Source organism: Acidobacteriota bacterium, from assembly GCA_016715115.1.
In the GTDB taxonomy this organism is placed as follows: Bacteria; Acidobacteriota; Blastocatellia; order Pyrinomonadales; family Pyrinomonadaceae; genus JAFDVJ01.
The window spans coordinates 435940-457533 of record JADKBM010000011.1 but is presented as its reverse complement, the minus strand read 5'-3'; the positions used below and the strand labels follow the sequence as shown (position 1 = coordinate 457533).

Annotated in this window: 14 protein-coding genes; 7 read left to right on the top strand and 7 right to left on the bottom strand. The window is 57.1% G+C overall.

What is annotated here, in order from left to right; genetic code table 11:
* Positions 1-43 precede the first annotated feature (43 nt).
* Entirely contained in the window at positions 44-2215 is a 2172-nt protein-coding gene (locus tag IPN69_10725) for a TonB-dependent receptor (GenBank protein ID MBK8811188.1), read from the top strand.
* Between the two features lie 35 nt (positions 2216-2250).
* On the opposite strand, the gene IPN69_10720 is transcribed toward IPN69_10725, so the two are convergent.
* On the bottom strand, positions 2251-3558 hold the full coding sequence (locus tag IPN69_10720) for an imidazolonepropionase (protein ID MBK8811187.1): 1308 nt from the start codon (positions 3556-3558) through the stop codon (positions 2251-2253).
* A gap of 136 nt (positions 3559-3694) precedes the next feature.
* Between IPN69_10720 and IPN69_10715 the strand changes: the two genes are divergently transcribed.
* The 5 genes from IPN69_10715 to IPN69_10695 all read left to right on the top strand — a co-directional run bounded on the left by IPN69_10715 (position 3695) and on the right by IPN69_10695 (position 10901).
* Entirely contained in the window at positions 3695-4258 is a 564-nt protein-coding gene (locus IPN69_10715) for a sigma-70 family RNA polymerase sigma factor (protein MBK8811186.1), read from the top strand.
* 110 nt (positions 4259-4368) lie between these two features.
* The gene (locus IPN69_10710; protein MBK8811185.1) at positions 4369-7479 is read left to right on the top strand and encodes a serine/threonine-protein kinase; all 3111 of its coding nucleotides are present in this window, start codon (positions 4369-4371) and stop codon (positions 7477-7479) included.
* A 17-nt stretch (positions 7480-7496) separates the two neighbouring features.
* Entirely contained in the window at positions 7497-7934 is a 438-nt protein-coding gene (locus IPN69_10705) for a BON domain-containing protein (GenBank protein ID MBK8811184.1), read from the top strand.
* A gap of 22 nt (positions 7935-7956) precedes the next feature.
* Positions 7957-9183, top strand: a complete 1227-nt coding sequence (locus IPN69_10700) for a hypothetical protein (protein ID MBK8811183.1) — start codon at positions 7957-7959, stop codon at positions 9181-9183.
* Between the two features lie 8 nt (positions 9184-9191).
* Positions 9192-10901, top strand: coding sequence for a hypothetical protein (locus IPN69_10695; protein MBK8811182.1), 1710 nt, complete (start codon positions 9192-9194; stop codon positions 10899-10901).
* Between the two features lie 43 nt (positions 10902-10944).
* Here the strand turns inward: IPN69_10695 and IPN69_10690 are convergent, their stop codons facing one another.
* From IPN69_10690 to cax, 6 genes are all read right to left on the bottom strand, one after another.
* The gene (locus IPN69_10690; GenBank protein MBK8811181.1) at positions 10945-13578 is read right to left on the bottom strand and encodes a carboxypeptidase regulatory-like domain-containing protein; all 2634 of its coding nucleotides are present in this window, start codon (positions 13576-13578) and stop codon (positions 10945-10947) included.
* 293 nt (positions 13579-13871) lie between these two features.
* Positions 13872-14108 (bottom strand): peroxidase, encoded by a 237-nt coding sequence (locus tag IPN69_10685; GenBank protein ID MBK8811180.1) that lies wholly within the window; start codon positions 14106-14108, stop codon positions 13872-13874.
* Between the two features lie 48 nt (positions 14109-14156).
* Entirely contained in the window at positions 14157-14438 is a 282-nt protein-coding gene (locus IPN69_10680) for a hypothetical protein (protein MBK8811179.1), read from the bottom strand.
* 162 nt (positions 14439-14600) lie between these two features.
* Positions 14601-15893 carry an amino acid permease gene (locus tag IPN69_10675; GenBank protein ID MBK8811178.1) on the bottom strand — a complete coding sequence of 431 codons (1293 nt, stop codon included), beginning with the start codon at positions 15891-15893 and terminating at the stop codon, positions 14601-14603.
* A 236-nt stretch (positions 15894-16129) separates the two neighbouring features.
* The gene (locus IPN69_10670) at positions 16130-19078 is read right to left on the bottom strand and encodes a TonB-dependent receptor (protein ID MBK8811177.1); all 2949 of its coding nucleotides are present in this window, start codon (positions 19076-19078) and stop codon (positions 16130-16132) included.
* Between the two features lie 265 nt (positions 19079-19343).
* Positions 19344-20528 (bottom strand): calcium/proton exchanger, encoded by a 1185-nt coding sequence (cax, locus tag IPN69_10665; protein ID MBK8811176.1) that lies wholly within the window; start codon positions 20526-20528, stop codon positions 19344-19346.
* 393 nt (positions 20529-20921) lie between these two features.
* On the opposite strand from cax, the gene IPN69_10660 reads away from it, so the two are divergent.
* Positions 20922-21581, top strand: coding sequence for a hypothetical protein (locus IPN69_10660; GenBank protein MBK8811175.1), 660 nt, complete (start codon positions 20922-20924; stop codon positions 21579-21581).
* Positions 21582-21594 lie beyond the last annotated feature (13 nt).

Below are 21594 nucleotides of genomic sequence, written 5' to 3'. Positions count from 1 at the left end.
GAAGGGTTTGCGGTCGACTTTGTCGTTTAAGTAGACTCGGTTTATGAACAAGCAGGGTTTAATGATCGTTTTCGCATTGTTTTTGATCGTCGCCCCTTCAGTCGCTCAGGAAACCCGGCCGGATGCGGTTCGCGACGTGACGATTCTTGTGCTCGCCGAAGGAAGGCCGGTCGCCGGCGCAAACGTGACCGTTCGCGGCACCGGCATTGCCGCGACAACCGATGCCGCGGGCCGCGCGACGCTCAAGGATCTCGCCGACGGGCCACAGGTCTTAGAGATCGTCGCCGAGAACTTCAAGATCTACGAACTCGCACTGAGTTTTCCGTTGAGCGACACGGCCGAGCGACGGGTCGAACTCGAGCCCAACGAAGTCGAGGTTATCGTCACAACCACGCGGACCGGCCGTGAGATCGAAAGCACGCCGACCCGTGTTGAAGCGATCGACGCGGAAGAGATCGACGAAAAGAGTTCGATGCGTTCGGCGAATGTTTCAATGATCCTCAACGAGAGCACCGGGATCAAGGTGCAGCAAACCTCCGCGACGACGTTTACGCAAAGCATTCGGATTCAGGGTCTCGATGGGCGCTACACACAGCTCCTGAAGGATGGATTTCCGGCTTTCGGAGGATTTTCCGGCAGTCTGAGCATCCTCGACATCGTTCCGCTCGACCTCAAGCAAGTTGAGATTATCAAGGGCGCCTCATCGACGTTCTACGGCGGCGGCGCGATCGCCGGCGTCGTCAATTTCGTGAGCAAAGAACCCACCGATGATCCGGTTACAAACCTCATTCTCAATCAGACCTCGGCGCTCGGAACCGATGTCTCGGCCTTTCACACGCGCCGCACCGCAAAACTTGGAATGACGCTTCTTGGATCGTTCAACTATCAGCGTGAATACGACGCGGACGGCGACGATTTCACGGAACTTCCGCGAACCAATTCGTTCTCGGTCAACCCACGGCTTTTCGTCTACGCCGACAATCGGACGCGTTTGACGATGGGCAACTCGACGACCATCCAGTCCCGCAAGGGCGGCGATCTCCGCGCGGTGCAGGGTCAAACGGCTGGAAGATATCTTGAAAGCCACCGTTCGCTGCGGAACATCACGACCTTTCAGTTCGACCGGGAGCTCTCGAACGGCGGGCGCGTCGTCGCGAAACAAAGTCTGGCGATCTTCGACCGCGAGATCGACACGCCCGCCAGCCGATTTGCCGGGCGCCAGCTGAATTCGTTCACCGAGGTGTCCTATGCCCGGCCGTTCGGCGGACATCTTCTCGCCTTCGGCTTCAACGCCGTCTATGATGATTTTCGCGAAGACCGGCCGGAGTCCTTCAAACGCAACGAAACGCGTACGACTTTCGGTGGATTCGTCCAGGATACGTTCGACGTGACGGATCGTTTTTCGATCGAGGCCGGATTCAGGCTCGATGCCGTCCGCGATTACGGAGTATTCGCGCTGCCGCGCGTTTCGCTCCTCTATCACCTCTCCGATCAATTCGCGGTCCGTGCGACAGTCGGTTTCGGCTACAAAACGCCGAGCGTATTCACCGAGGACGCTGAAACGCGACTGTTTATAAATGTCTTGCCGGTCGGAAACGGCCTTAAGGCGGAATCGAGCAGGGGCGGAACGTTCGATCTGAATTATCGCGATTCGATCGGCGAGAAATTCACGTTCTCGCTCAATCAGATGTTCTTCTACACCGAGATCGAGGATCCGCTCGTGCTGTCGCCGGCCGCGAACGGTGTGTTTCGTTTTTCGAACTCGGCCGGGCGGGTCACGACGTCGGGCTTTGAAACGAATCTTCGCGCTTCGTACGGAATCGCAAAATTGTTCGCCGGTTACACTTACACAAACGCGAAGGCGGACTATCTTGCCGGCGACCGCGTTTTGCCGCTGACGCCGAAAAACAAGCTCAACTCCGCGCTGCTGTTTGAAAAGGAAGAAGATTTCAAGGCCGGTCTTGAGGCCTATTTCACCGGCCGTCAGACGTTGGGCGACCGTTCGCGAACGCCGTCGTATTGGGTCGTCGGGATCTTCGGCGAAAAATCGTTCGGGAAATTCAGCTTGTTTGTAAACGCCGAGAACATCACCGACACCCGCCAGAGCCGCTTCGGCCAGGTGGTTTTTCCGCCGTTTGAGAATCCGACATTCGCCGAGATCTACACGCATACCGAAGGAAGAATCTTCAACGGCGGGATAAAATTACGATTCTGAGGTGCCGCGAAACGAAGGGTCCGAAACAACGATTCTCAACGCACGCGTTTTCCGCGTTTGTATACGCTCGCGATCAGATTTCCGCCGAATTCGTATGCGACCTCGCGATAGTCCTTTGTTTCGAAGATCAGGAGATCGGCCCATTTCCCGGGTTCGAGCGAGCCGGTCCTATCGCCCAATCCGACGGCAAATGCGGCGTTGACCGTCGCCGCCGTGAACGCCTCGGCCGGCAGGATCTTTTGATATCGGCAGCCGATCGCCATCGCGTTCGCCAAACTCGGGCACGGCGCGCTGCCGGGGTTGTAATCGGTCGAAAGCGCGATCGCGCAACCGCCGTCGATGAGTTTGCGCGCCGGCGCGAATTCGTGCGAGCCGAAGTTGAAATTCACCGTCGGCGTGACGACGCCGATCGTCCCGGATGCCGCAAGAAGAGCGATCTCAGGGTCCGAGATCGCATCGAGATGGTCGATCGAGGTCGCGCCGAGTTCGATGCACAAACGGCTGCCGCCGAGATTGGTAAACTCGTCGACGTGCGCCTTGATGCCGAAATGGCTCGCCTTGGCGGTTTCGAGGATACGTTTTGTCTGTTCCCGGTCAAACGCGTTTCGCTCACAGAAAACATCGACGAAAAAAGGTTTGGCAAGTTTTTCGATCGATCCGCCGGCGTATTGGTCGCGCCATTCGACCAGTTTCGGGATCATCTCAAGGCAGATCAGCGACGTGTAACGTTCTCCGATCTCGGCATCGGACAGGTCCGGATCGCCGATCCTGAAATCCGCCTTCGGTATCGCGTGCGCGGCGAGAAATGTCGGAACAAGGTAGATCGCGTGCGTCGAATCAAGTTCCGCCCAGACTTCCATCATCTTGAACTCGGTTTCGGTATCGAGCCCGTAGCCGGTCTTGATCTCGCAGGTCGTCACGCCGAGCGCGAGCATCTTATCGAGTCGTCGCCGCGTCGCGTCGACCAGATCCGGTTTCTCTGCCGCGCGGGTCTGTCTGACAGTCGAAAGAATGCCGCCGCCGGCCTCGAGGATCTCGAGATAATCGGCGCCTTTGATCTTCAGCTCAAACTCGTTCAGGCGGTCGCCGGCGAAAATGATGTGCGTGTGGCATTCGACAAAGCCCGGCGAAACGACATTGCCGCCGGCGTCGATTTCGTTTTCCGTCTCAAATCGCGAAAGGATATCAGCTGACCGTCCGACCGCGACGATCAGCCCGTTCTCCACCGCCACGGCGCCGTCGGCGATCACCCCGGCGTCACCCATCGCGCCGCCCTTGAGGGGTTTTCCGTTCGAGGCGCAGGTCACAAGCTGCGCATTGCGAATGATGCGATCCACTATCATTATCGAAAAATTCTATTCTTTCCAATCAATTCCGACAAGCCACGCCACCGAACTAGGAAGCTTCCAAGCTTGTGTAGTATGATTCCTTCACAACGCACAAAACTTGGCAGTCGAAGCGTTTCTCCCGAACGAACTGATGAACCAGAATTCACTTCAGATAACTGAACTTCTGATGAGTTGGAGCAATGGCGAAGAAATGGCGCTGGAGCAGTTGATGCCGGTGGTCTATGACGAACTTCGACGTATTGCCCGGCGGTTGATGCGCGGCCAAAATTCGGAACACACCTATCAAACGACCGACCTGATCCACGAGGCATATCTCAAACTCGTCGACAACAACGAAAAACAGTGGCAGAACCGTGCGCATTTCTTCGGCGTCGCGTCGCGCGCGATGCGGCACATACTTGTCGATTACGCGCGCGCCAAGCAAAGCCAGAAACGCGGCGGCAAAGCCCGCGCCGTGACGCTTGACGAAACCGCCGTCATCTCGAACGACGTATCGGGCGAGATCGTCGCGCTCAACGCGGCGCTCGAGAATCTCGGCAAGCTTGACGGACGCAAGGTCCAGGTCGTTGAGATGAAGTTCTTCGGCGGACTGACGACCGAAGAGATTGCCGAAGTCCTGAAGATGTCGCCCGAAACGGTCAAGCGCGACTGGCGTTTTGCCCGCACTTGGCTGCGGCGCGAACTCGCGGGCTAACCTTGGTTCAAAATTTCCTTCAAACTATTTCGATTAATGTTCTATAATGTCGGAAATCGATACGAATTCCGGAACTTAACTTGGTCAGTTGGAAGCGTTTAACGCCCCGAATGGACGTCGAGAGACTGCAAAACATCGAAGAGATCTTTCACGCCGCGGCCGATCTCGAGCCCGACGAGCGCGAAGCGTTTCTGGACGCACGCTGCGGCGGCGACGCGGATTTGCGGCGGGAAGTCGTTTCCCTGCTTGCCGCCGATTCAGGTGTGGACAGCCTCATCGACAGTTCGCCCAAGTCCCTTGTCCGCGACGCTTTTTCGGCGCAGGCCGCCGAGTCGGACGACGCGGAAAGCGTTATCGGCTCCGAGATCGACCAATACCGGATAGTTTCGCTGATCGGAGAAGGCGGAATGGGCAAGGTCTATCTTGCCCGCGACGGGCAACTTGAGCGCAATGTCGCGGTGAAGTTTCTTTCCGAGCGATTCGCGAGCGACCGTCTGCGTCGCGAACGTTTCTTTCGCGAGGCAAAATCGGCTTCGGCGCTCAATCATCCGAACATTCTGACGGTCCACGAGATCGGGGAGTTTCGGAACACATTCTTCATCGTCACCGAATTCGTCCGCGGAGAGACGTTGAAGGACCGTCTGAAAAGCGAAACTCCTCCAATCGGAACCGCGATCGACATCGCGACCCAGATCGCATCGGCTCTAGCCGCCGCGCACGAGGCGGGAATCGTCCATCGCGACATCAAGCCCGACAACGTGATGATTCGCGAGGATCGGCTCGTCAAGGTACTCGATTTCGGAATCGCGAAACTCGACCCGGCAATCGCCGGAGCGACCGACAGCGAGGCCGAGACGCGCGTTGAGGCGGCGACGACTCCGGGAATGATCATCGGCACGCCGCAGTATATGTCGCCGGAACAGGCGCGGGGACAGAGAGTCGACGCCCGAAGCGACATTTTCAGTTTTGGGGTCGTGCTCTTTGAGATGCTCACCGGCAAGGCGCCGTTCAAAGGAACGACGAACATCGACACCATCGGTTCGATCCTCAAAGACGAGCCCGAAGCAATTTCGACTCTTGTGCCCGAAGTGTCGCGGGATCTTGAGCGGATCGTCGAGAAAGCCTTGCGCAAGGACCGTGACCAACGCTACCAACATATCAAGGATGTAATGATCGACCTCGGCGACGTGCGCAAGACGCTCGAGACCGAAGGTTCCGTGCGTCCGGGAACGCTCGTCGAAGTTCCCCGCGTGACGAGCGACGAATTGCGCGCGCCGGCGTCCCGCAAGCTGATGTTCGCCCTGCTTGCGGCGATCGTGATCGCCTCTGTCGCATTCGGCGTCTACTGGTTCCGCCCGCGAAATTCGGTTGCCGTCTCGGATCTGAGAACGGTCGAGGTCGCGAACTGGTCGAGCACGCCGGGCGAGATCTACAGCGTCGGATCTTTGTCTCCGGACGCGAAGACGCTTGCCTTCTCGTCGAGCCGCAACGGTTCGATGAACATCTGGGTCAAACAGACCGCGACCGGAGAAGCTGTTCAGATCACAAAGGACGATGCCAATAACAAAAGCCCGGTCTGGTCGCCGAACGGCGAGGAACTGGCGTTCTTTGCGACCAAAGACGGTCAGCCGGCGATCTGGCGGATTCCGAAACTTGGCGGGTCGCCGAAGCAGATCGCGGAATTGACTGACCGCGCGACGCAAATTCGCCTCTGGTCGGATTCCGAAGTGATCTACTTCGAAGCGTCGGGCGAACTTTTTTCGGCACGGGCCGATTCCGGAGTGATCGAAAAGCTGACTGATTTTGCCTCGCGCGGAATCAAACCGCGTTCGGTTCACATCGCGCGCGACGGGAAAACCATCGCCTACACGACAAGCGAAGATAAAAAGAGCGTCATCTGGTCGACCAACGTGAGCGGTCGTTCGCCGACCAGGATCTTCGAGTCCGAAAACCAGATCAAAAACCTCGCGTGGCACGCCGACAGCGATCGCTTGTTCTTCAGTTCGACGGTGGACGGGACGTTTCAGATCTTTGTGACCGATACTTCCGGTGCCAAGCCGACGCAATTGACCAACGCCGAAAACGATTGTCTCGTGCTCGACGCCTCCGGCGATGGGACGAAGGTCCTCTTCGGAACGGCGAAGGAAGAATCCGACGTTTGGAGCGTCAGCCTCAACGACAAGAAAGAATCCGGAATCGCGAACAACATCGATTCAGAGCTCTGGCCGGATGTTTCGCCGGACGGAAGGTCGGTTGCCTACCAGTCGATCAAGAACCTCAGCCAGGGCAACAAGATCTTTGACGGGAGCCTCTTCGTCCGCGCGATCGATGGACCGCAGGCCGAAACCCGGATCGTCGAGAAGGGCTTTTTGCCCAAGTTCTCACCCGACGGAAAACTGATCGCCTTCCTCGTGCTTGACGGAGACAAGATCAGTCTCGAGACGATCAAGGCGTCGGGCGGCGAGCGAAAACGGATCGCGACCGGCGTGACGACCATCAGCTATTCGGTTTTGCCCTACAACCGCGTTCAGGCTTCCGATTTCAGCTGGTCTCCCGACGGGCGTTGGCTCGCGTACATATCGGATGAAGGCGGTGGCAGTCTGCGGATCGCAAGCGCCGACGGTTCGCAGCAGAAGGTGATCGCGCCGGCGGGCGAAGGCATATTTCTCTTCTCGCCCATTTGGTCGTCGGACGGCAAACGTATCGCGTACACGTCGAGGACCAGCAATATGGAAGGCCGGCCGACCCTCGGTCTCTTGATCGCGAACGTCGAAGACGTATCGGCGGAACCTAAAGTGACTGACCCGATCTGGACCGGAAATTCGTTTATCAGGTTGGTGGGATGGACGGCCGGGGACAAGGAATTGATCATCGCCTCGGTCGCGCGCGGCGCGCTAAACGCTTCAGCGACAGGAGTTGCGCTTTCACAGATCGAATCGTCAACCGGAAATCTCACCGAGACCGTCAATCTGGAGGAGACATATTTGCACAATATCCATCTTTCGAACGACCGCAAAACGATCGCGTTCAGCGCTCACCGTGACGGCCGCGACAATATTTGGACAATGGCGGCGACCGGTGGCGAGGCGAAACAAGTGACCGGGAACAATGACTCGCGGCTCTATTTTTCGAGCCTCGCGTGGGCGCCCGACGGAACAAGAATCTACTTCGGAAGACAATCGCGATTCAGCCTGCTTTCGATGTTGACCAATTTCAAGTAAGAGGAGAACGAACAACAATGACAGGAATCATCCGATATTCAATAGTGCTTTGCATTTTGCTGATGGCCGGAAGCCTCGGCGTCGCCGCGCAGAAGATCGACTGTACGACCCAGTCCGACACCGACGTCGTGATGGCCGTTTACACGAAGATCAAAGCAAAGTACCCCGAAGCGACGATCAACATCAACGTCACGGCCAGCGCGGGCGCGGTCAAGCTCGATGGTTGGGTCGCGTCAAAGAAAACGCTCGACAAGATCGTCGCGCTCGTCAAGAAGATCAAATGCGTCAAATCCGTCGAAAACCTTCTGACGGTCGGCAAGACCGGCGGCTGCGGTCCGGGACAAAAGGAATGCGGCGGAACCTGCATCAGCGAAAAAGAACCCTGCAACATCTGTCTGATCGAATCCGGGGCACCGGGATGCCTGACCAGTTCACCGACAAAGAAGCAAGACTGACGGCCTGACCGTCAATTCCACGATGAAGTACTTGGCGAAATATATCCTGATCGGTCTGATCGGCGTCTCAGCATTCGGGCTCGCCGCCTTGGCGCAGACGCCCGAAAGTTCGCCGGCGCCGTTGAACACGTTCCAGGCCGATCAGGAGAAATTATGTACGATCCAGCCGATGACGGTCGAACGGACGTACGCGTTTCGCCCGTTGCCCCGCGCCGACCGAAATGCCGGTTGGTACGCGCGCAAATCGTGGATTCAGAAGATCTTCCCTTTTCTAAAAAAGACCGAGACCCGTTTCCAGCTTGACGACATCAGGTATATGGAAAAGAAGATCGGCAGACCGATCCCGATCGACGAGACAAAGCAGACAAAAAAGATCAATTCGCGGATCGAGCAGACGCTGATCGATGAACAAACAGTCGCCGAATCCGCGTGGAACGAGTGGCTGGCGAAAAATCCGAACGCGACCGCTGAAGAACGCGGACGTCAGGAGCAGACGATCCGTTTCAAAGGAATGGCGACCGTCAGGCGGAGCCGGTTCGATTGGCGCGAGAGCGGGCTCGAACTTGGCGATGTCGGGTTCCAGGGTTTCGACTGCAACACCTGCTGGGCCTTTGCGTCGGTTGACGCGCTGCTGATCAGCCGGCGGTTGGCTTTGATGAGGGGACAGGTCAAAGCGCTCGACGACGAGTTTCAGCCAAGCGCCCGTCAGCTCATAAGTTGTATGGTGCCGAAGGATCGGTACTGCCAGTCAAACTGGCACGGCGCGGCCTTCACTTTTATGATCGAGTCGGGACTTCCGCTCGGCGGTTCCGACCGCTACGATCCATCGCCCGCGGCACATCTTTGCGATGCCGAAAGGACGCTTCGTCCGTTGACCTGGGGGTATGTCAGCGACACGCCGCAAAAGGTTTCCGCTCCCGATGAGATCAAGAAGGCCGTTGTGATGTACGGATCGGTCGTGACGATGATGACGTTCGACCGATGTTTGTGGCTTTACGGCTCGGGCGTCTTCAACGAACAGCAGAATCGCGACGGCAGCCACATCCTGACGATCGTCGGCTGGGACGACACCAAAGGCAAAAACGGAGCCTGGCTCGTAAAGAACTCTTACGGCGAGGAGTGGGGCGAAGCCGGATTCGGTTGGTTCGAATACGGCGCGAACAACATCGGCCAGTTCAGTGCGGTCGTTGTCGCCGACCCGAACGAGAAGATAGAATCCGCCGAAAGTCTGAAGAAACCGGCTAAATGAGGCGAACAATGCAGTTTATCAAGAATCTTCGAATCCGAGCTCTGGCGGCGTTGCTGCTGTTCACATCGATGCCGACTCCGGCGCAGACCTCCATTGCCTCGCTCGATTTCGATCCGCAGCGCGATGGGCTGGGATTCAAGAACTACCGCAACGAGGGCGACCGTTGGAAGGACGATCTTCAGCCCGACGATCTGGTGCGGATGTTCGGACCGCGGACATCATGCGCCTCGTTGGACGGCGGACGCTGCAACTTGCTGAATCCGGCCGCCGATCAATGGAAACAGGAGATGCTCGACGCGATGGACACGGGCCACTGCGAGGGAATCGCCGCGGCCTGTCTGCGCCTCAGGGCCGGAATGCCGTTCAAAGGCAAGGCATCGCCGACCGCTTTTCAACCAAATGTTCAAAAAGTCTTCGGCCTTTCGCGCACGAACGATCTCGAGAATTACATCGCCTCGTTCTGGGTCACGCAGACGTTTGACGAAGTCAAAAAACTAACCGCGCAAACGGCCGCCGCCGGGCCGGTAAAGATCGCGCAGACGCTGTTTTCCGCGTTTCGCGACAAAACCGAAACCTACGTCCTGAGATTTGCCAAATTCGAGCCAAAAACAAACCGCATCACCGAACCGCACGCCGTTCTTCCGTTTGCGGTCGAGGAACGCTCCGACAGCTTCGTAATCACCGTTTACGACAACAATTTCCCGGGGCAGACGAGGTATGTGACCGTTTCGAAGGCTGCCCCGCAGCGCTGGCAATACAATTCGAAGCCCGATCCGAAAGGAAAGGCGGATTATGTCGGTGACCTTTCGACCCGCACGCTTGAGATCACGGCGACGTCTTGGCGCGAGGGCAGATGTTTCGCCTCAAAATGGCGCAAGGGCGTCGAGCGCGCCGGTTGCGGTTTCGCGGGGAATTTCGGCCGCGGAGCTTCGTTCGTCAATGCTTCGTTCCAGCAAACGGCCGAGACGGCTGAGTTTTTCCTGACCGACGAAGGCGATATGCTCGTCACCGACCCGAACGGCGACAGCCTCGGATACGACCCGAACGAAGATTACTTTTACCGGGATATCGACGGCGCGCTTGTAAGTTCGATGATCGGCGGATTCTTTGAGGATGTTCCGCATTACACCGTTCCGTTCATCGAAAGCGACACATATGTTTACAGCGTTCTCTTTTCCGGCAAGCATCTCGACCAAGAGAGCGATCTCGATTTCGTTTACGCCGCGCCCTATTTCACGGTCGGCCTCTCCGGCATAAGGCTCGATCCGGGCGAAACGCTCGAGGCCAACATCTCTACGAACGGCGAACAGATCACATTCATCTCGAGCGCCGACGGCGAAACGCCCGAGGTCTTCTATGCTTTCGACTCTGAAGATGATGACAAAGCCAGTTACTTCGCATATGTCGGCGGCGTCCAGATCAGCCGCGGGAAAAGTCTTACCCTCGATTTCGATTTCGATAACGGCAAGCTGCTTTTCAGCGACGACGACGGCAACGAAGACTCATACGACATCACGCTCATCCGCGTCAATTCCGACGGCACGGTTCAGGAATATAAAAACGACAATTTGAACATCGGTACGGCCGACAAATATGAAATGGATTTCGGCGACTGGGACGGCGAAGGCGATATGTGTTTTAAGGATGATGACGATGCCGACGGTTTCGCCGACGAAGAATGCGAAGAAGAACCCAGCGACGGAAACGGCGGAAACTAAAAAGGCGCGCGTTCGTGAATGAACGCGCGCCTGTTCTTTGTCCTTAGTTTGCGACCGGATTAACAATGGTGTCCTGATCGACGTTCAGCACCTGCGGATTGAACTCATAGCCCTTTCCGACGACTGTCAAGACATAACCGCCGCCGACCGGCACGCCCGAAAACTCATAGTTGCCAAAAGCGTTCGAGATTGCTCTGCGCCTCTGCCCGTTGGCGTCGGTCAACGTAACGGAAATTCTCGGGATTGGTGCGCCGTTCGAATCAGATACACGGCCGCGCACGGAGACCGACGCAGCGGTCGGTGCGAGACTTCCGCCTGACCAGTCAGAAAACGTCGTCACGCCGGTGACACTCAGCGTATTGGCCGTCGTGTCAAGCGTGAACGGGGTCACCGCCGAAGCCGTGCCGCCGGTAATTCGGTAAAGCTGGTAGCCCGATTCGACTCCGACGACGTCCGACTGCAGATAGTTGAAGACGAGATCGACGGTTACGTCACCCGATTCGGTCAGTGTCCAGTAGCGAGCCAACGAGTTCGACGACGCCAACTGCGGGTGCGCGCCCTGTGTCGTCGAGATCGTCAGGCTCGACGGATTCGCACCAAGCGCGGTGACCGTCGCGTTGACCGGCGAATAGCCGTTGGCCGAGCCGACCGAATAGGCGAATGAACCCGTGGCACAATACTCTTTGCGAAGATTGCCGCGAACATAGCCCGTCGCCGACGCGTTCGAGATCGAACCACCGCATCCGATCGTGATCGTGGCTGAGCCGGAATCCAGAATTCCGCCCGCCAGGTTCAATGTACCGTTGACGAGCAAGTTGCTGCTCAAGGTCCGATTTCCGGAAACCGCCAAAGTGCCGCCCGAATTGACGACGATCGTCGCCGCCGAAGGATCGACGTTAAGCGTTACAGTTTGGTTCTTCGCGACGACGGCATCATCGCTCGCCGTCGGCACCGAACCGCACCCCCAGGTCGCCGCCGCGTTCCAGTTGCCGCTCGTGACGACCGACGAACATGGCGGAATTACCTTCGCCCACCAAACCGCCCAGCGACCGGTGTTGTCGGCCGAGCAGTCGCCGCCGACGGCGGCCTCAGCGTACTCCTGAAGCGTCCAGAAAGTCATATCGTCGGTCGGATCGACCACCGTGTTGCTATAGTCGCCCCATCGATTCGTTCCTCCGCCGAACGTTTTGCGGTAGCACGCGATGCCGTTCTTGTAGCGAACAGGATCACGCGTCGTGGCGGTAGTGTCGGTGATCCCGCGATAAGAATACGCGGCGCTCGCAAACGTGGTCGATGAGAATGCCGAGTATCCCACCAACGCCTGGCCGGCAGCGTTGACGGCGATGCTCGGAAAGGCATAAAAATTGGAGCCGGACGCATCGTCGATTCGTCCCATTTGCTGAACCGTCCCGTCGGTCGGTTTGAACTGCCACCATTGCGCCGAAGTTCGGCTTGGGCTTGTCAGGAAGATGGTGTGCGCCGCCCAGACCGAACCGTTTCGATAAACGGCTCGCTGCAAACGAGAATCGTTGTTCGTGATCGTCACCGCTCCACCGTTTTGCGGCGCGCTGACGGCGGTCGTGCTCCAACCGGTCGAGGTTGGGAAAAGTCCCGTCGCGGTCAGTGTCGGCGAGGCGGCGGTTCCCGTGATCTCGTAGATTCGAAGACTTCCGCCTGCCGAATTCCAACGTTGAATTACATAAAGCGAATTGATCGAATTGTCGAATGTCTCGACAGGTTGATGCACGTTGCCGAGTGATGTGCCGAGATCGGCCTTGGAAACCGTTGGTGTCGGCGCCGCCGCGTAGAGGGTGCTCTTGTCGAAGATGTAACAATTGGCGCCGCTGAACGCATTTCCGGCGACGGTAAAATCGTTTATCGATACGGCGATCCAATTTTTGTTGAACCCGACCATCGGATAATCGGCCCACTCAACATTGGCGCCGTCGTGATCGTATCCCCAGAAATTCCAGGTTCCCGTCGGATCGTTGGTTTGCGAAACCGCGATCAGAATCTTTGACGTCGCGACCGCCGCATCGTCGACGGCGACGCAGATCCAGCGATCCTGGTACGGATCAAACAACACTCGCGGGTCGAACGTTCCGCCGCCTCCGCCGACGCTCGCGAAGAAACTGTTGAGGGTCACGGTGCTGACGGTCGCGCCGGTTTTGGACTGAATCCGTACCTGCGTGTTGAGCGCCGTCATTATGTGATTCGGCCCGACGGCCCCGTTCGTATCCGGCGGGATCGACGTGTTGGTATCGCCGATTCCCTGAAAATCAAGATTCGGACTCGGCGAAGCAACCTGGGGAACCAAAGGGTTTTCGGCAGTGATCTTCGAATGATCGAAAAACATCCTCGGATTTCGTTCGAAAAGCGATTCCGGCACCGGAGGCATTTCTTCAGCAGGCGGATTGCGCGGGCGCTTCCCCTTGCTCTTAAGGATGTACTCCATATCGGGCTTCGGCGCGAGCGCGTCTCTGCGGAGCATTTCGTCCAAGGTATCGACGGCAACGACATCCGGAAAGACCCTTTTGGAAGGAAGTTTCTGTTCGGCGAAGATCCCCGGTTCGCTTTGCTTTTCGTTCTGGGCAACAACAGCCGTTCCGGGCAGATACAAAAACCCGATGACCGCGCAAACGAGTGCGAGTCCCAACGCGTAAATACCGTGCTTCATCAATAACTCCTCTTTCTGTTCGACGATTGGTCGCCGGATCGACGACGGTGGCAAAAAAACGGGGGGACGAATGATGCTTGAATCAACGTCGATTTCAAGCCCAACAGATTTCAAACCTGTTTATGGAGTTTCGCAAAATTCAAAACCGATTGCAAGTGTTTTTCTGCCTGACGCGTTGGCCTTGACCCGAACGAATCTCTTCTGTGGAGAATGAACGCAATGCTGATCGCGTCGACATTCTACTTCTACCTTTCGCTCATCGTTCTGAGCACAGGATCTCGGACTTAAGAAACTTACTCCCGACCGATCCCCAGCGAGTCCGCGACCCGATTGATGTAGTTGAACCACGAGGCGATCAGAGTGATCTGGAGGATCGCGGTGTCGTCGAACCCGGCGGCGCGGAGGCTGTCGTGGTACTTCGGATGGATCTTTGTCGCGTCCTTCGTCAATTGCACGACGTAGTCGCACATCACCCGTTCGGCATCCGTGATCGGTGCCGTTTTGTAGTCGGCGCGAAGCGCGTCGACCATTCCGTCATCAAGTGTTACGCGACGCAGAAACTCTGCGTGAGACTCCAGTCAGTAATGGCAGTCGTTGGTGACTGAAACCATCGTCGCGATCATTTCGTGCTGGCGGCGTTCGAGCGGAAGTTCGGGCGACATCAGCGCCGCGAACGTCATAAATGCGTGATAAAGCGCATCCGGGATGAGCGTGTGCGAGTCGATGATCGATTCGTCGATCAGGCTCGCCTTCGGCGCCGGCGCCGCGTATTCCTGCGGATAACTCATCCGCGTTTTCATCAGAACCTCGCGCAACCGTTCGTCCGCGTTTTCGAAGCCGATCGTTTTTATCCAAGCCATAATAATTTCGGATTTGTGATTGGGGATTTCGGATTTTGTTTCCGGCCATCACTCGGTTCCGATTCAGCTATTCTATTCACTCTTAGCGGAAAACGGAAGGTCGTACCAACGAATGAATGCCTTGACCTTATCTAGTCGTCTCCGGTAATCCGCAATCAGAAATCACAAATCCGAATTCCTTAACATTCGGTACACCGGTATCCCGAGCAGGACGACCGCGGTTCCGATGATCGTCTGGAGCGGATTTTTCATTGCGATCATCAGCAGTACGACCGATGTGATCAACAGGAAAAAGACCGGCGTGACCGGGTAGAAAAGCGTCTTGTAACCGTCGAATTCCCTTTTGCGGATCCGAAACAGTCCGGCGACCGAAAGCGCGATGAACAGCACAACGATAAAAAAGAAATAACCGATGATCTCGTTGAAGGTTCCGCTCAGGATCAGGAGCGAAGCGAGCGCGATCTGGATCAGTGTCGCGCGGTGCGGCGTCTGAAACCGCGGATGAAGTTCGCCGAACGATTTGAAGAACAATCCGTCCTGAGCCATCGCATAATAGACGCGCGGCGAGACCATCAAATAGGCGAAAAGCGTCCCGAGAACTGAAACAATGACGACCGCGGCGAAAACCGCGCCTCCGACCGGGCCGAACATCGCCACGCCCGCCTGGGCCGCGAACGTCTCGTCGCTCGTGACGCTTCCGAGCGGAACGAGGTAGTAGAAGACCGCGCTCGTCAGAATGTAAAGAACCGTGATCACGACGACGCCGATCGTCAGCGCGCGCGGCACGTTCTTTTCGGGATCTTCGATCTCACCCGACAGACGCGTTACTTCCCACCAACCTGCAAAAGCGAAAAAGGCGCCGACGATGCCGCCGGCGAAGGCTCCGAAGGTGTCTTTTGGAACCTCAAAGAACGGCCGGAAATTGTTCCAGTCGCCAAACCCGCCGAGGAAACCGAAAAAGATAATGAAGAGCAGCGTTCCGATCTTCAGCACCGTCAGCGCTTTAAGAAAATTGGCGCCGATGCCCGCGCCGACGATGTTGATCAGTCCGACGATGACGACGACCGAAACGGCGAGCAACTTTTGGCCGAGAGGCGACAACTCGACCAAAAAACCAGCGTACGCCGCGAGCCCGACTCCGAAAACGGCCGTCAATCCCGGATCGAGCACGAGCAGAACCATCCAACCGTAAAGAAAAGCCGTACCCTTGCCGTATGCCTCGCGAAGATAGACGTAACTGCCTCCGGCCTCCGGGTAGCGCGAAGCCAATTCGCCGTAGCAAAGCGCGCCGCTGAGCGTCATCAAACCGATGAAGATCCAGATCGCAAATAGCCAAAATGGCGACCCGACCGACTTTGCCATTCCCGCCGGTGTCAGGAAAATGCCGACCGCGATAACTTGTCCGACGATCAGCGCGACGGCAGTTGTAAGTCCGAGATTTCGCTTTAGTTGCATTGGTTTGGTCACTGGAGCGCAAGCCGACTGGAGCGCAAGCGTCCCCGCACTGGAGCGCAAGCGTCCCCGCACTGGAGCGCAAGCGTCCCCGCTTGCAATGAGCGCGGAGCGCGAACGGCGCCGGGGAAAAGTGCGCGCTGAATCCCCAAGGCTTTACGGCGTTTCACGCCGTTGCAAGCGGGGACGCTTGCGCTCCAGTGCGGGGACGCTTGCGCTCCAGCGGGGACGCTTCAGCCCTAGAACGTGAATCGCGCCGCGAACTGGAAGGCGCGCGGGCCGCCGGAACCGAACACGCCGCCGGCGGTCGTCACCGGCTGACCGAATCCGGCCGTTCCGAGGACGTTGCCGAACCCCGAGTAATTCGTGTTCGAAACGCCGAGAATGTTCGTCGTGTTGAAGACGTTGAAGACCTCGACGATCGGCTCAAGCCGGAATCGCTCCTTAAACTTGAAGACCTTCGAGAAGCGCAGGTCGAGCGAACTGAAATTATCGTTGAATCGCGCGTTTGCCGGAGCAAGCGGAAGGCGATTCGCGACCGCTTGTCCGGCGTTGTACGCCGTCAGAAAAGCGTTCAACTCAGACGCGTTCCCGAACAGACGCCCGCCGGCGTTGCGCTGAATCGCAGGAACGCGGTTGGCGCCGCCCGGCACGAGAATGTCCATCGGAACGCCCGACGCCAGCGTCAGGATCGGCGACAAACGAAAGCCGTACGGCATCTCGATTGTTCCCGCGAGCGTAAAACGGTGCCGTTGATCGTTCGGCGTCGGTCCGAAATCGAGCTGCAAATTGTTCGGATCGAGCGGTCCGTTCGAAAACGGGATCTGATCGTCGTTCGAGTAATTGAAAGCTTTCGAGAGCGTGTACGCGGCGCGGAAACCGAAACGGTCCGCGAAGCGTTTTTCGAAACTGAGCAGAAGGCCGTCGTAAAAGAACTTGACGCTCGATTCGAGGTTGACAACGCGGTCCGGGCCACCGACCACAGGGTTGTTGACCGTACCGATGGTGCGTCCAATGATGAAATTCGTCCCGAAATTGCGAAGATAGTCCGCACGAAGTACGAAGTTTCGGTAGAACTCCCACTGAATCCCCAGATTCGACTGTTGGATCATCGGATTCTCAAGATCGTTGTCGATGATATTGATACCCGAGGCGCCCGCGCCCGGCAAAACAAAACCGATGTACGGATTCTGGATGGTCGGAGCGAACGGCAAAAAACGGCCGTTTTGGTCGAGAAAGATCGGCACGCCGTTCGGATCCGTCAAAGCGTTTCCGGCGCGAACCTGAACCGGCAGCGCGCGTCCGTCGAGCCCGCGTTCGAGCGTGATCAGTTCGAGCGTGACGCGGTCGTAATAGATCCCGTAACCGCCGTGAATGCTCAACTTGTCGTCGAGCAACGCGAGATTGAAACCGACCCGCGGGGCAAAATTATCCGTGTCGACGCTGCGGTTTCCGCGATAGAACGACGCGACGAGCGGATTGATCCCTCCGTACCCGGAATTGTTCTTGACGTTCGTGTCGACCTCGTAACGCAATCCGAGGTTGAGCGTCAGATTCGGGAGGACGCGCCAATCGTCCTGCACGAAAAAGGCGAAATAGTTGTTGTCGATATCCTGGAGATTCAGATCCTGATTCGGCAATCCGCTGCGAAGCGTGACTGCGAACAGCAGATCGCCGTCATCGATCCGGCCGTCGTTGTTGCGGTCGAAGTTGGCGAAGTCCTGAACGAACTCGATCCGGCCCTGCCGGAAAACACCGAGATTCAGGGTTCCGTCGATTCTTTGGTATTCACCGCCGAACTTGAGCGTATGCTCGCCGAGCACCGCCGTCATCGCGTTCGTGAACTGCAGGCGATTTTGTTTCGTCGCCTGCGGCACGCGAAAACTCGCACCGTCCAGAATGCTCGGGAAGGTGAACTGGATGCCGTCGACGGTTGGCGCCGTGTCGTTGTCAAAGTTATTGACGCTGAAGCTGAAATTATTAACGAACTTGGGCGAAATGACGCTCGTCCAGTTCGTCATAAACGAATGGAAACGGTTCTTCAGGATCTGCCGGTACGACGCCGAACCGATCGGGCGGTCGAGTTTGCTGGCGTCGGTGGCGTCGATGTCCTCAAACGAATAACGAAAATTCACGTTGTTCTTCGCGTTCGCCTGATAATCCAAACGGCTGTTCAGAAGAAGATTCTTGAGCGGCGCGGTCGCGAACCCGCGCGTGATCGTGCGCGTCGCGACATTGCGGATTCCGACCAGCGTCGCGCCGTCCTGATCGCGGTATTCGGCGGCTCCGAACGCCCAGAGTCTGTCCTTGATGATCGGCCCGCCGAGCGTGAACGAATACTGCTGGCGGTCGAAAGGGGGCGTCGGTTGTGACCGGTCAAAGGTCGCGGGCAGTTCCTGCAAACGCCGGTCGCGTTCATAGAAAGACAGCGACCCGCGCAGACGGTTCGTACCGCTTTTGGTGACGATGTTGATGATCGACGACGCCGAACGGCCGAACTCGGCGGAAAAGCGGTTCGTCGCGACCTGGAATTCCTGGACAGCGTCCTGCGAAATATTGATCAGCGCACCGCCGACGAGGTCGTCGTTGTTGTCGGTTCCGTCGACCATCACGTTGCCGCCGCGGCCGAGCTGGCCGGCGGACGAGATGACGACGGTGTTCGTTTTCGTCGGATCAAAATTGGGCGCGATCGAGTTTCCAGGGGTAAGCAGCGCCAGTTCGAGAAAATTGCGGCCATTGAGCGGCAGATTTTCGATCTCGCGGGCACCGATCACTTCGTCGACCTTTGAAGTCTGAGTTTCGACTAGCGGAGCGGCGTTCGTGTCGTCGATCGTGATCGTCGTGTCGAGCGTGATCACCTCGAGTCGTTGGTTTCTGGTTTCGGTCTGTCCGACCGCGAGAACTACATTGACTATCTTGACGGGCGTGAATCCAGTCGCCGAAAACCGAATCTCATACTCGCCTGCGGGAAGGCTCGAAACGACGAAAATGCCCTCGGCGTTGCTGGCTACAGTTCGCACAAGGTTCGTCGACGTATTTCTGACTGTTACCGATGCATTCGGAATCGACGCGCCATTCGGATCGCTGACGACGCCGGTAAGCGTTGCGCTTGGCTGTTGAGCAACGACGTGGGCGCAAAAAGCCAGGCCGGAAAGAAAAAGAAGTGCGACAAAAAAGGGGGATTTCATAAACAAACAATCTCCAAATAAACTTTACGAAAGTGTAAAGTTTAGAGCCGACGATTGTCTAGTTAGGATCCGATTTTTTCGAGCCCGTCGGAGAAATCGATGTGGCGGAGCACAGGCACGGACGACAGCGCAACGCGACGCGCCAGCCCGCAAACGCTACGTCCGAGCGGACGCAGTCACCCTCGCATTTGACGACTGGAGCGCAAGCGTCCCCGCTTGCGCTCCGGTCGCTTTCGCGTTCCAAACAAGCGATTTTGGTGTCCGGCTAATGCCCGGTCGCCGATTTCACTGCGTCCGTAACCGCGTGGTGCGGATCGGGCAAAAAGAAGAACAGGATCCCGAGAATGGTGTAAACCGCGAGGAGTTGGAGTCCTTCGACCCAGTTGCTTTCGCCGTCCGACGAAATCTGCTGCGCGATCAGGACCGAGGCAATGACCGCGACGACTTCGGGAATCGTGAACTCGAGATTCATCGGCTTGCCGAAAAGATAAGACGCGAAAATCAAAATGGGCGCGACGAATAGCGCGATCTGCAAACTCGATCCGAGCGCGATACCCAAACTGAGATCCATTTTGTTGCGCATCGCCATCAGAATCGCCGACGAATGCTCGGCCGCGTTGCCGATGATCGCGACGACGATCACGCCGACGAACACTTCGGTAAATCCAAGCGCACCGCGCGCCGCCTCGACAGCGCCGACGAGGAACTCCGAAATCAAGGCGACGAATCCGGTCGCCACCAGCAAAACCGTGATCGCTTTCCCTTTTGACCAGTGATCGCCGGACGCTTCTTCTTCCTCACCGACCTCCTGCGCCGAACCCTGCATCGCCTCTCCGACAAAATAGCTTTTATGAGTGACGAGCGAAAAATAAAGCGTTCCCAAATAAGTAAGAAACAAGACGATCGCGATCGCCAGACTCAGGTTCTGCTCTTTCTCCGGCGTCCAGCCGCCGTTCGCAACGGGGACCTGCGCCGCAACCTGATGGAAAATAGTCGGCACGAGCAGCGCGATGGCCGCCAGCGTCAGCGCCGTCGCGGTGGTACTCGCGGCGGTGCGGTCGAACTTCTGAATCTTGTACTTCGCTCCGCCCGCAACAACCGATAGTCCGAGTACAAGCAGCATATTGCCGATGATCGAACCCGTGATCGATGCCTTGACGACGCCTTCGAGTCCTTTTGACAGCGCGAAAAGAGCGATGATCAGTTCGGCCGCGTTTCCGAATGTCGCGTTCAAGAGCCCGCCGATCCCTTGCCCCATATGTTCGGCAAGATGCTCGGTCGCTTTTCCCATCCACCCGGCGAGCGGAATGATCGCGAGGCACGAAACGATAAAAAGCGCCGTCGGATTCTCGAACGACGGGACAAAACGCAGAGCGACCGCGACCGGAATGAAGATCAACAACCAATCGAGCGACGGTCTGAGCCAAGATGAAGTTTGGGTTTGTGTCATTGGAGTTTAGTGGTGCGGTGCGAGCGTCTCGACCGCGGTTTGAACCTCTGGCAAGAAATAAAAAAAGAATTCCGAGCACGGCATCGACCGACAGTAATTGGACTCCCTCGAGCCAGTTGTTTTCGCCGGCGAGACCCTTTGTCCGGCACAAATATCAAAACACCGATCAAGCGACGGCTTGAGCCAGGATGAAACGGGTCTTGTCATACTTTGCTTTCGATTAGTTTGAACCGACGAGTAGTTTAACCGAATTCCGTGTCCGCGCAAAAAACCGAAACCGATGCAGGATTCCCGCACGGATCGGGAGGGACAACGCAACCCGCTTGCTCCGGCTGTTTGACCAGCACTGTTGCCCTTGGTTACTCTTGGTTCAGCACTTTTTTTTCAAACACTATGAGATCAATCAACTTTCTTGCGACTGCGGCGATTTTGTCGTTTTCATTCTTCGGCTCACTTTCTTGTTCATCGCCGGCGGCTAACAACCAGGCCAATTCGCCAGCAAACTCCGCCGCGCCGGCCGCGAACAACAAGGCGACTGACAATTCTTCAAGTACGACCGCGAAATCCAATGTAACCGAGTCCAAACCGGCGGCCGCCGACAAGTCGGCCTGTCTGACCGCAAAGATGGACGGCAAGAAACTGATCGCGTCGCAGACCTTCGTCTTTGACAACGAACCGTTCAAGGGTTCGTGTTTCGTGACATTTGCGAACAGGGAGGATATGGTCGATGAAAAAGACGTCCCGCGCGGATCGACATTTCACATTTTCAAAGACGGCAAGAAGGTCTTCGACTTTCCGGACGCGTTCGCCGGAACACAGGCCTGTTGGGTCGAAGCGGTCGGCTTCGAGGACCTCAACGACGACAAGAAAACCGATGTGATCATCGCCGGCAGTTGCCTCTCGGCGAGGGATTCGTATCCGCAAAACGCGGTTTACAGCAACGAGGGCAACGGCTTCACCACCCGCGACGAATCAAACGAACTTCTCAACGAGTTCAAGACCGTCAAGGCGATCGGCGACTTCGTGAAAAAGAACGCGGGCAAATTCTTCTAGGCGGGTTCCGCAA

Bases quoted from the DNA above. Each gene is read 5' to 3' on its own strand.
- IPN69_10725 (MBK8811188.1), top strand. From the start codon at position 44: ATGAACAAGCAGGGTTTAATGATCGTTTTCGCATTGTTTTTGATCGTC.
- IPN69_10720 (MBK8811187.1), bottom strand. From the start codon at position 3,558: ATGATAGTGGATCGCATCATTCGCAATGCGCAGCTTGTGACCTGCGCC.
- IPN69_10715 (MBK8811186.1), top strand. From the start codon at position 3,695: ATGAACCAGAATTCACTTCAGATAACTGAACTTCTGATGAGTTGGAGC.
- IPN69_10710 (MBK8811185.1), top strand. From the start codon at position 4,369: ATGGACGTCGAGAGACTGCAAAACATCGAAGAGATCTTTCACGCCGCG.
- IPN69_10705 (MBK8811184.1), top strand. From the start codon at position 7,497: ATGACAGGAATCATCCGATATTCAATAGTGCTTTGCATTTTGCTGATG.
- IPN69_10700 (MBK8811183.1), top strand. From the start codon at position 7,957: ATGAAGTACTTGGCGAAATATATCCTGATCGGTCTGATCGGCGTCTCA.
- IPN69_10695 (MBK8811182.1), top strand. From the start codon at position 9,192: ATGCAGTTTATCAAGAATCTTCGAATCCGAGCTCTGGCGGCGTTGCTG.
- IPN69_10690 (MBK8811181.1), bottom strand. From the start codon at position 13,578: ATGAAGCACGGTATTTACGCGTTGGGACTCGCACTCGTTTGCGCGGTC.
- IPN69_10685 (MBK8811180.1), bottom strand. From the start codon at position 14,108: ATGGTCGACGCGCTTCGCGCCGACTACAAAACGGCACCGATCACGGAT.
- IPN69_10680 (MBK8811179.1), bottom strand. From the start codon at position 14,438: ATGGCTTGGATAAAAACGATCGGCTTCGAAAACGCGGACGAACGGTTG.
- IPN69_10675 (MBK8811178.1), bottom strand. From the start codon at position 15,893: ATGCAACTAAAGCGAAATCTCGGACTTACAACTGCCGTCGCGCTGATC.
- IPN69_10670 (MBK8811177.1), bottom strand. From the start codon at position 19,078: ATGAAATCCCCCTTTTTTGTCGCACTTCTTTTTCTTTCCGGCCTGGCT.
- cax (MBK8811176.1), bottom strand. From the start codon at position 20,528: ATGACACAAACCCAAACTTCATCTTGGCTCAGACCGTCGCTCGATTGG.
- IPN69_10660 (MBK8811175.1), top strand. From the start codon at position 20,922: ATGAGATCAATCAACTTTCTTGCGACTGCGGCGATTTTGTCGTTTTCA.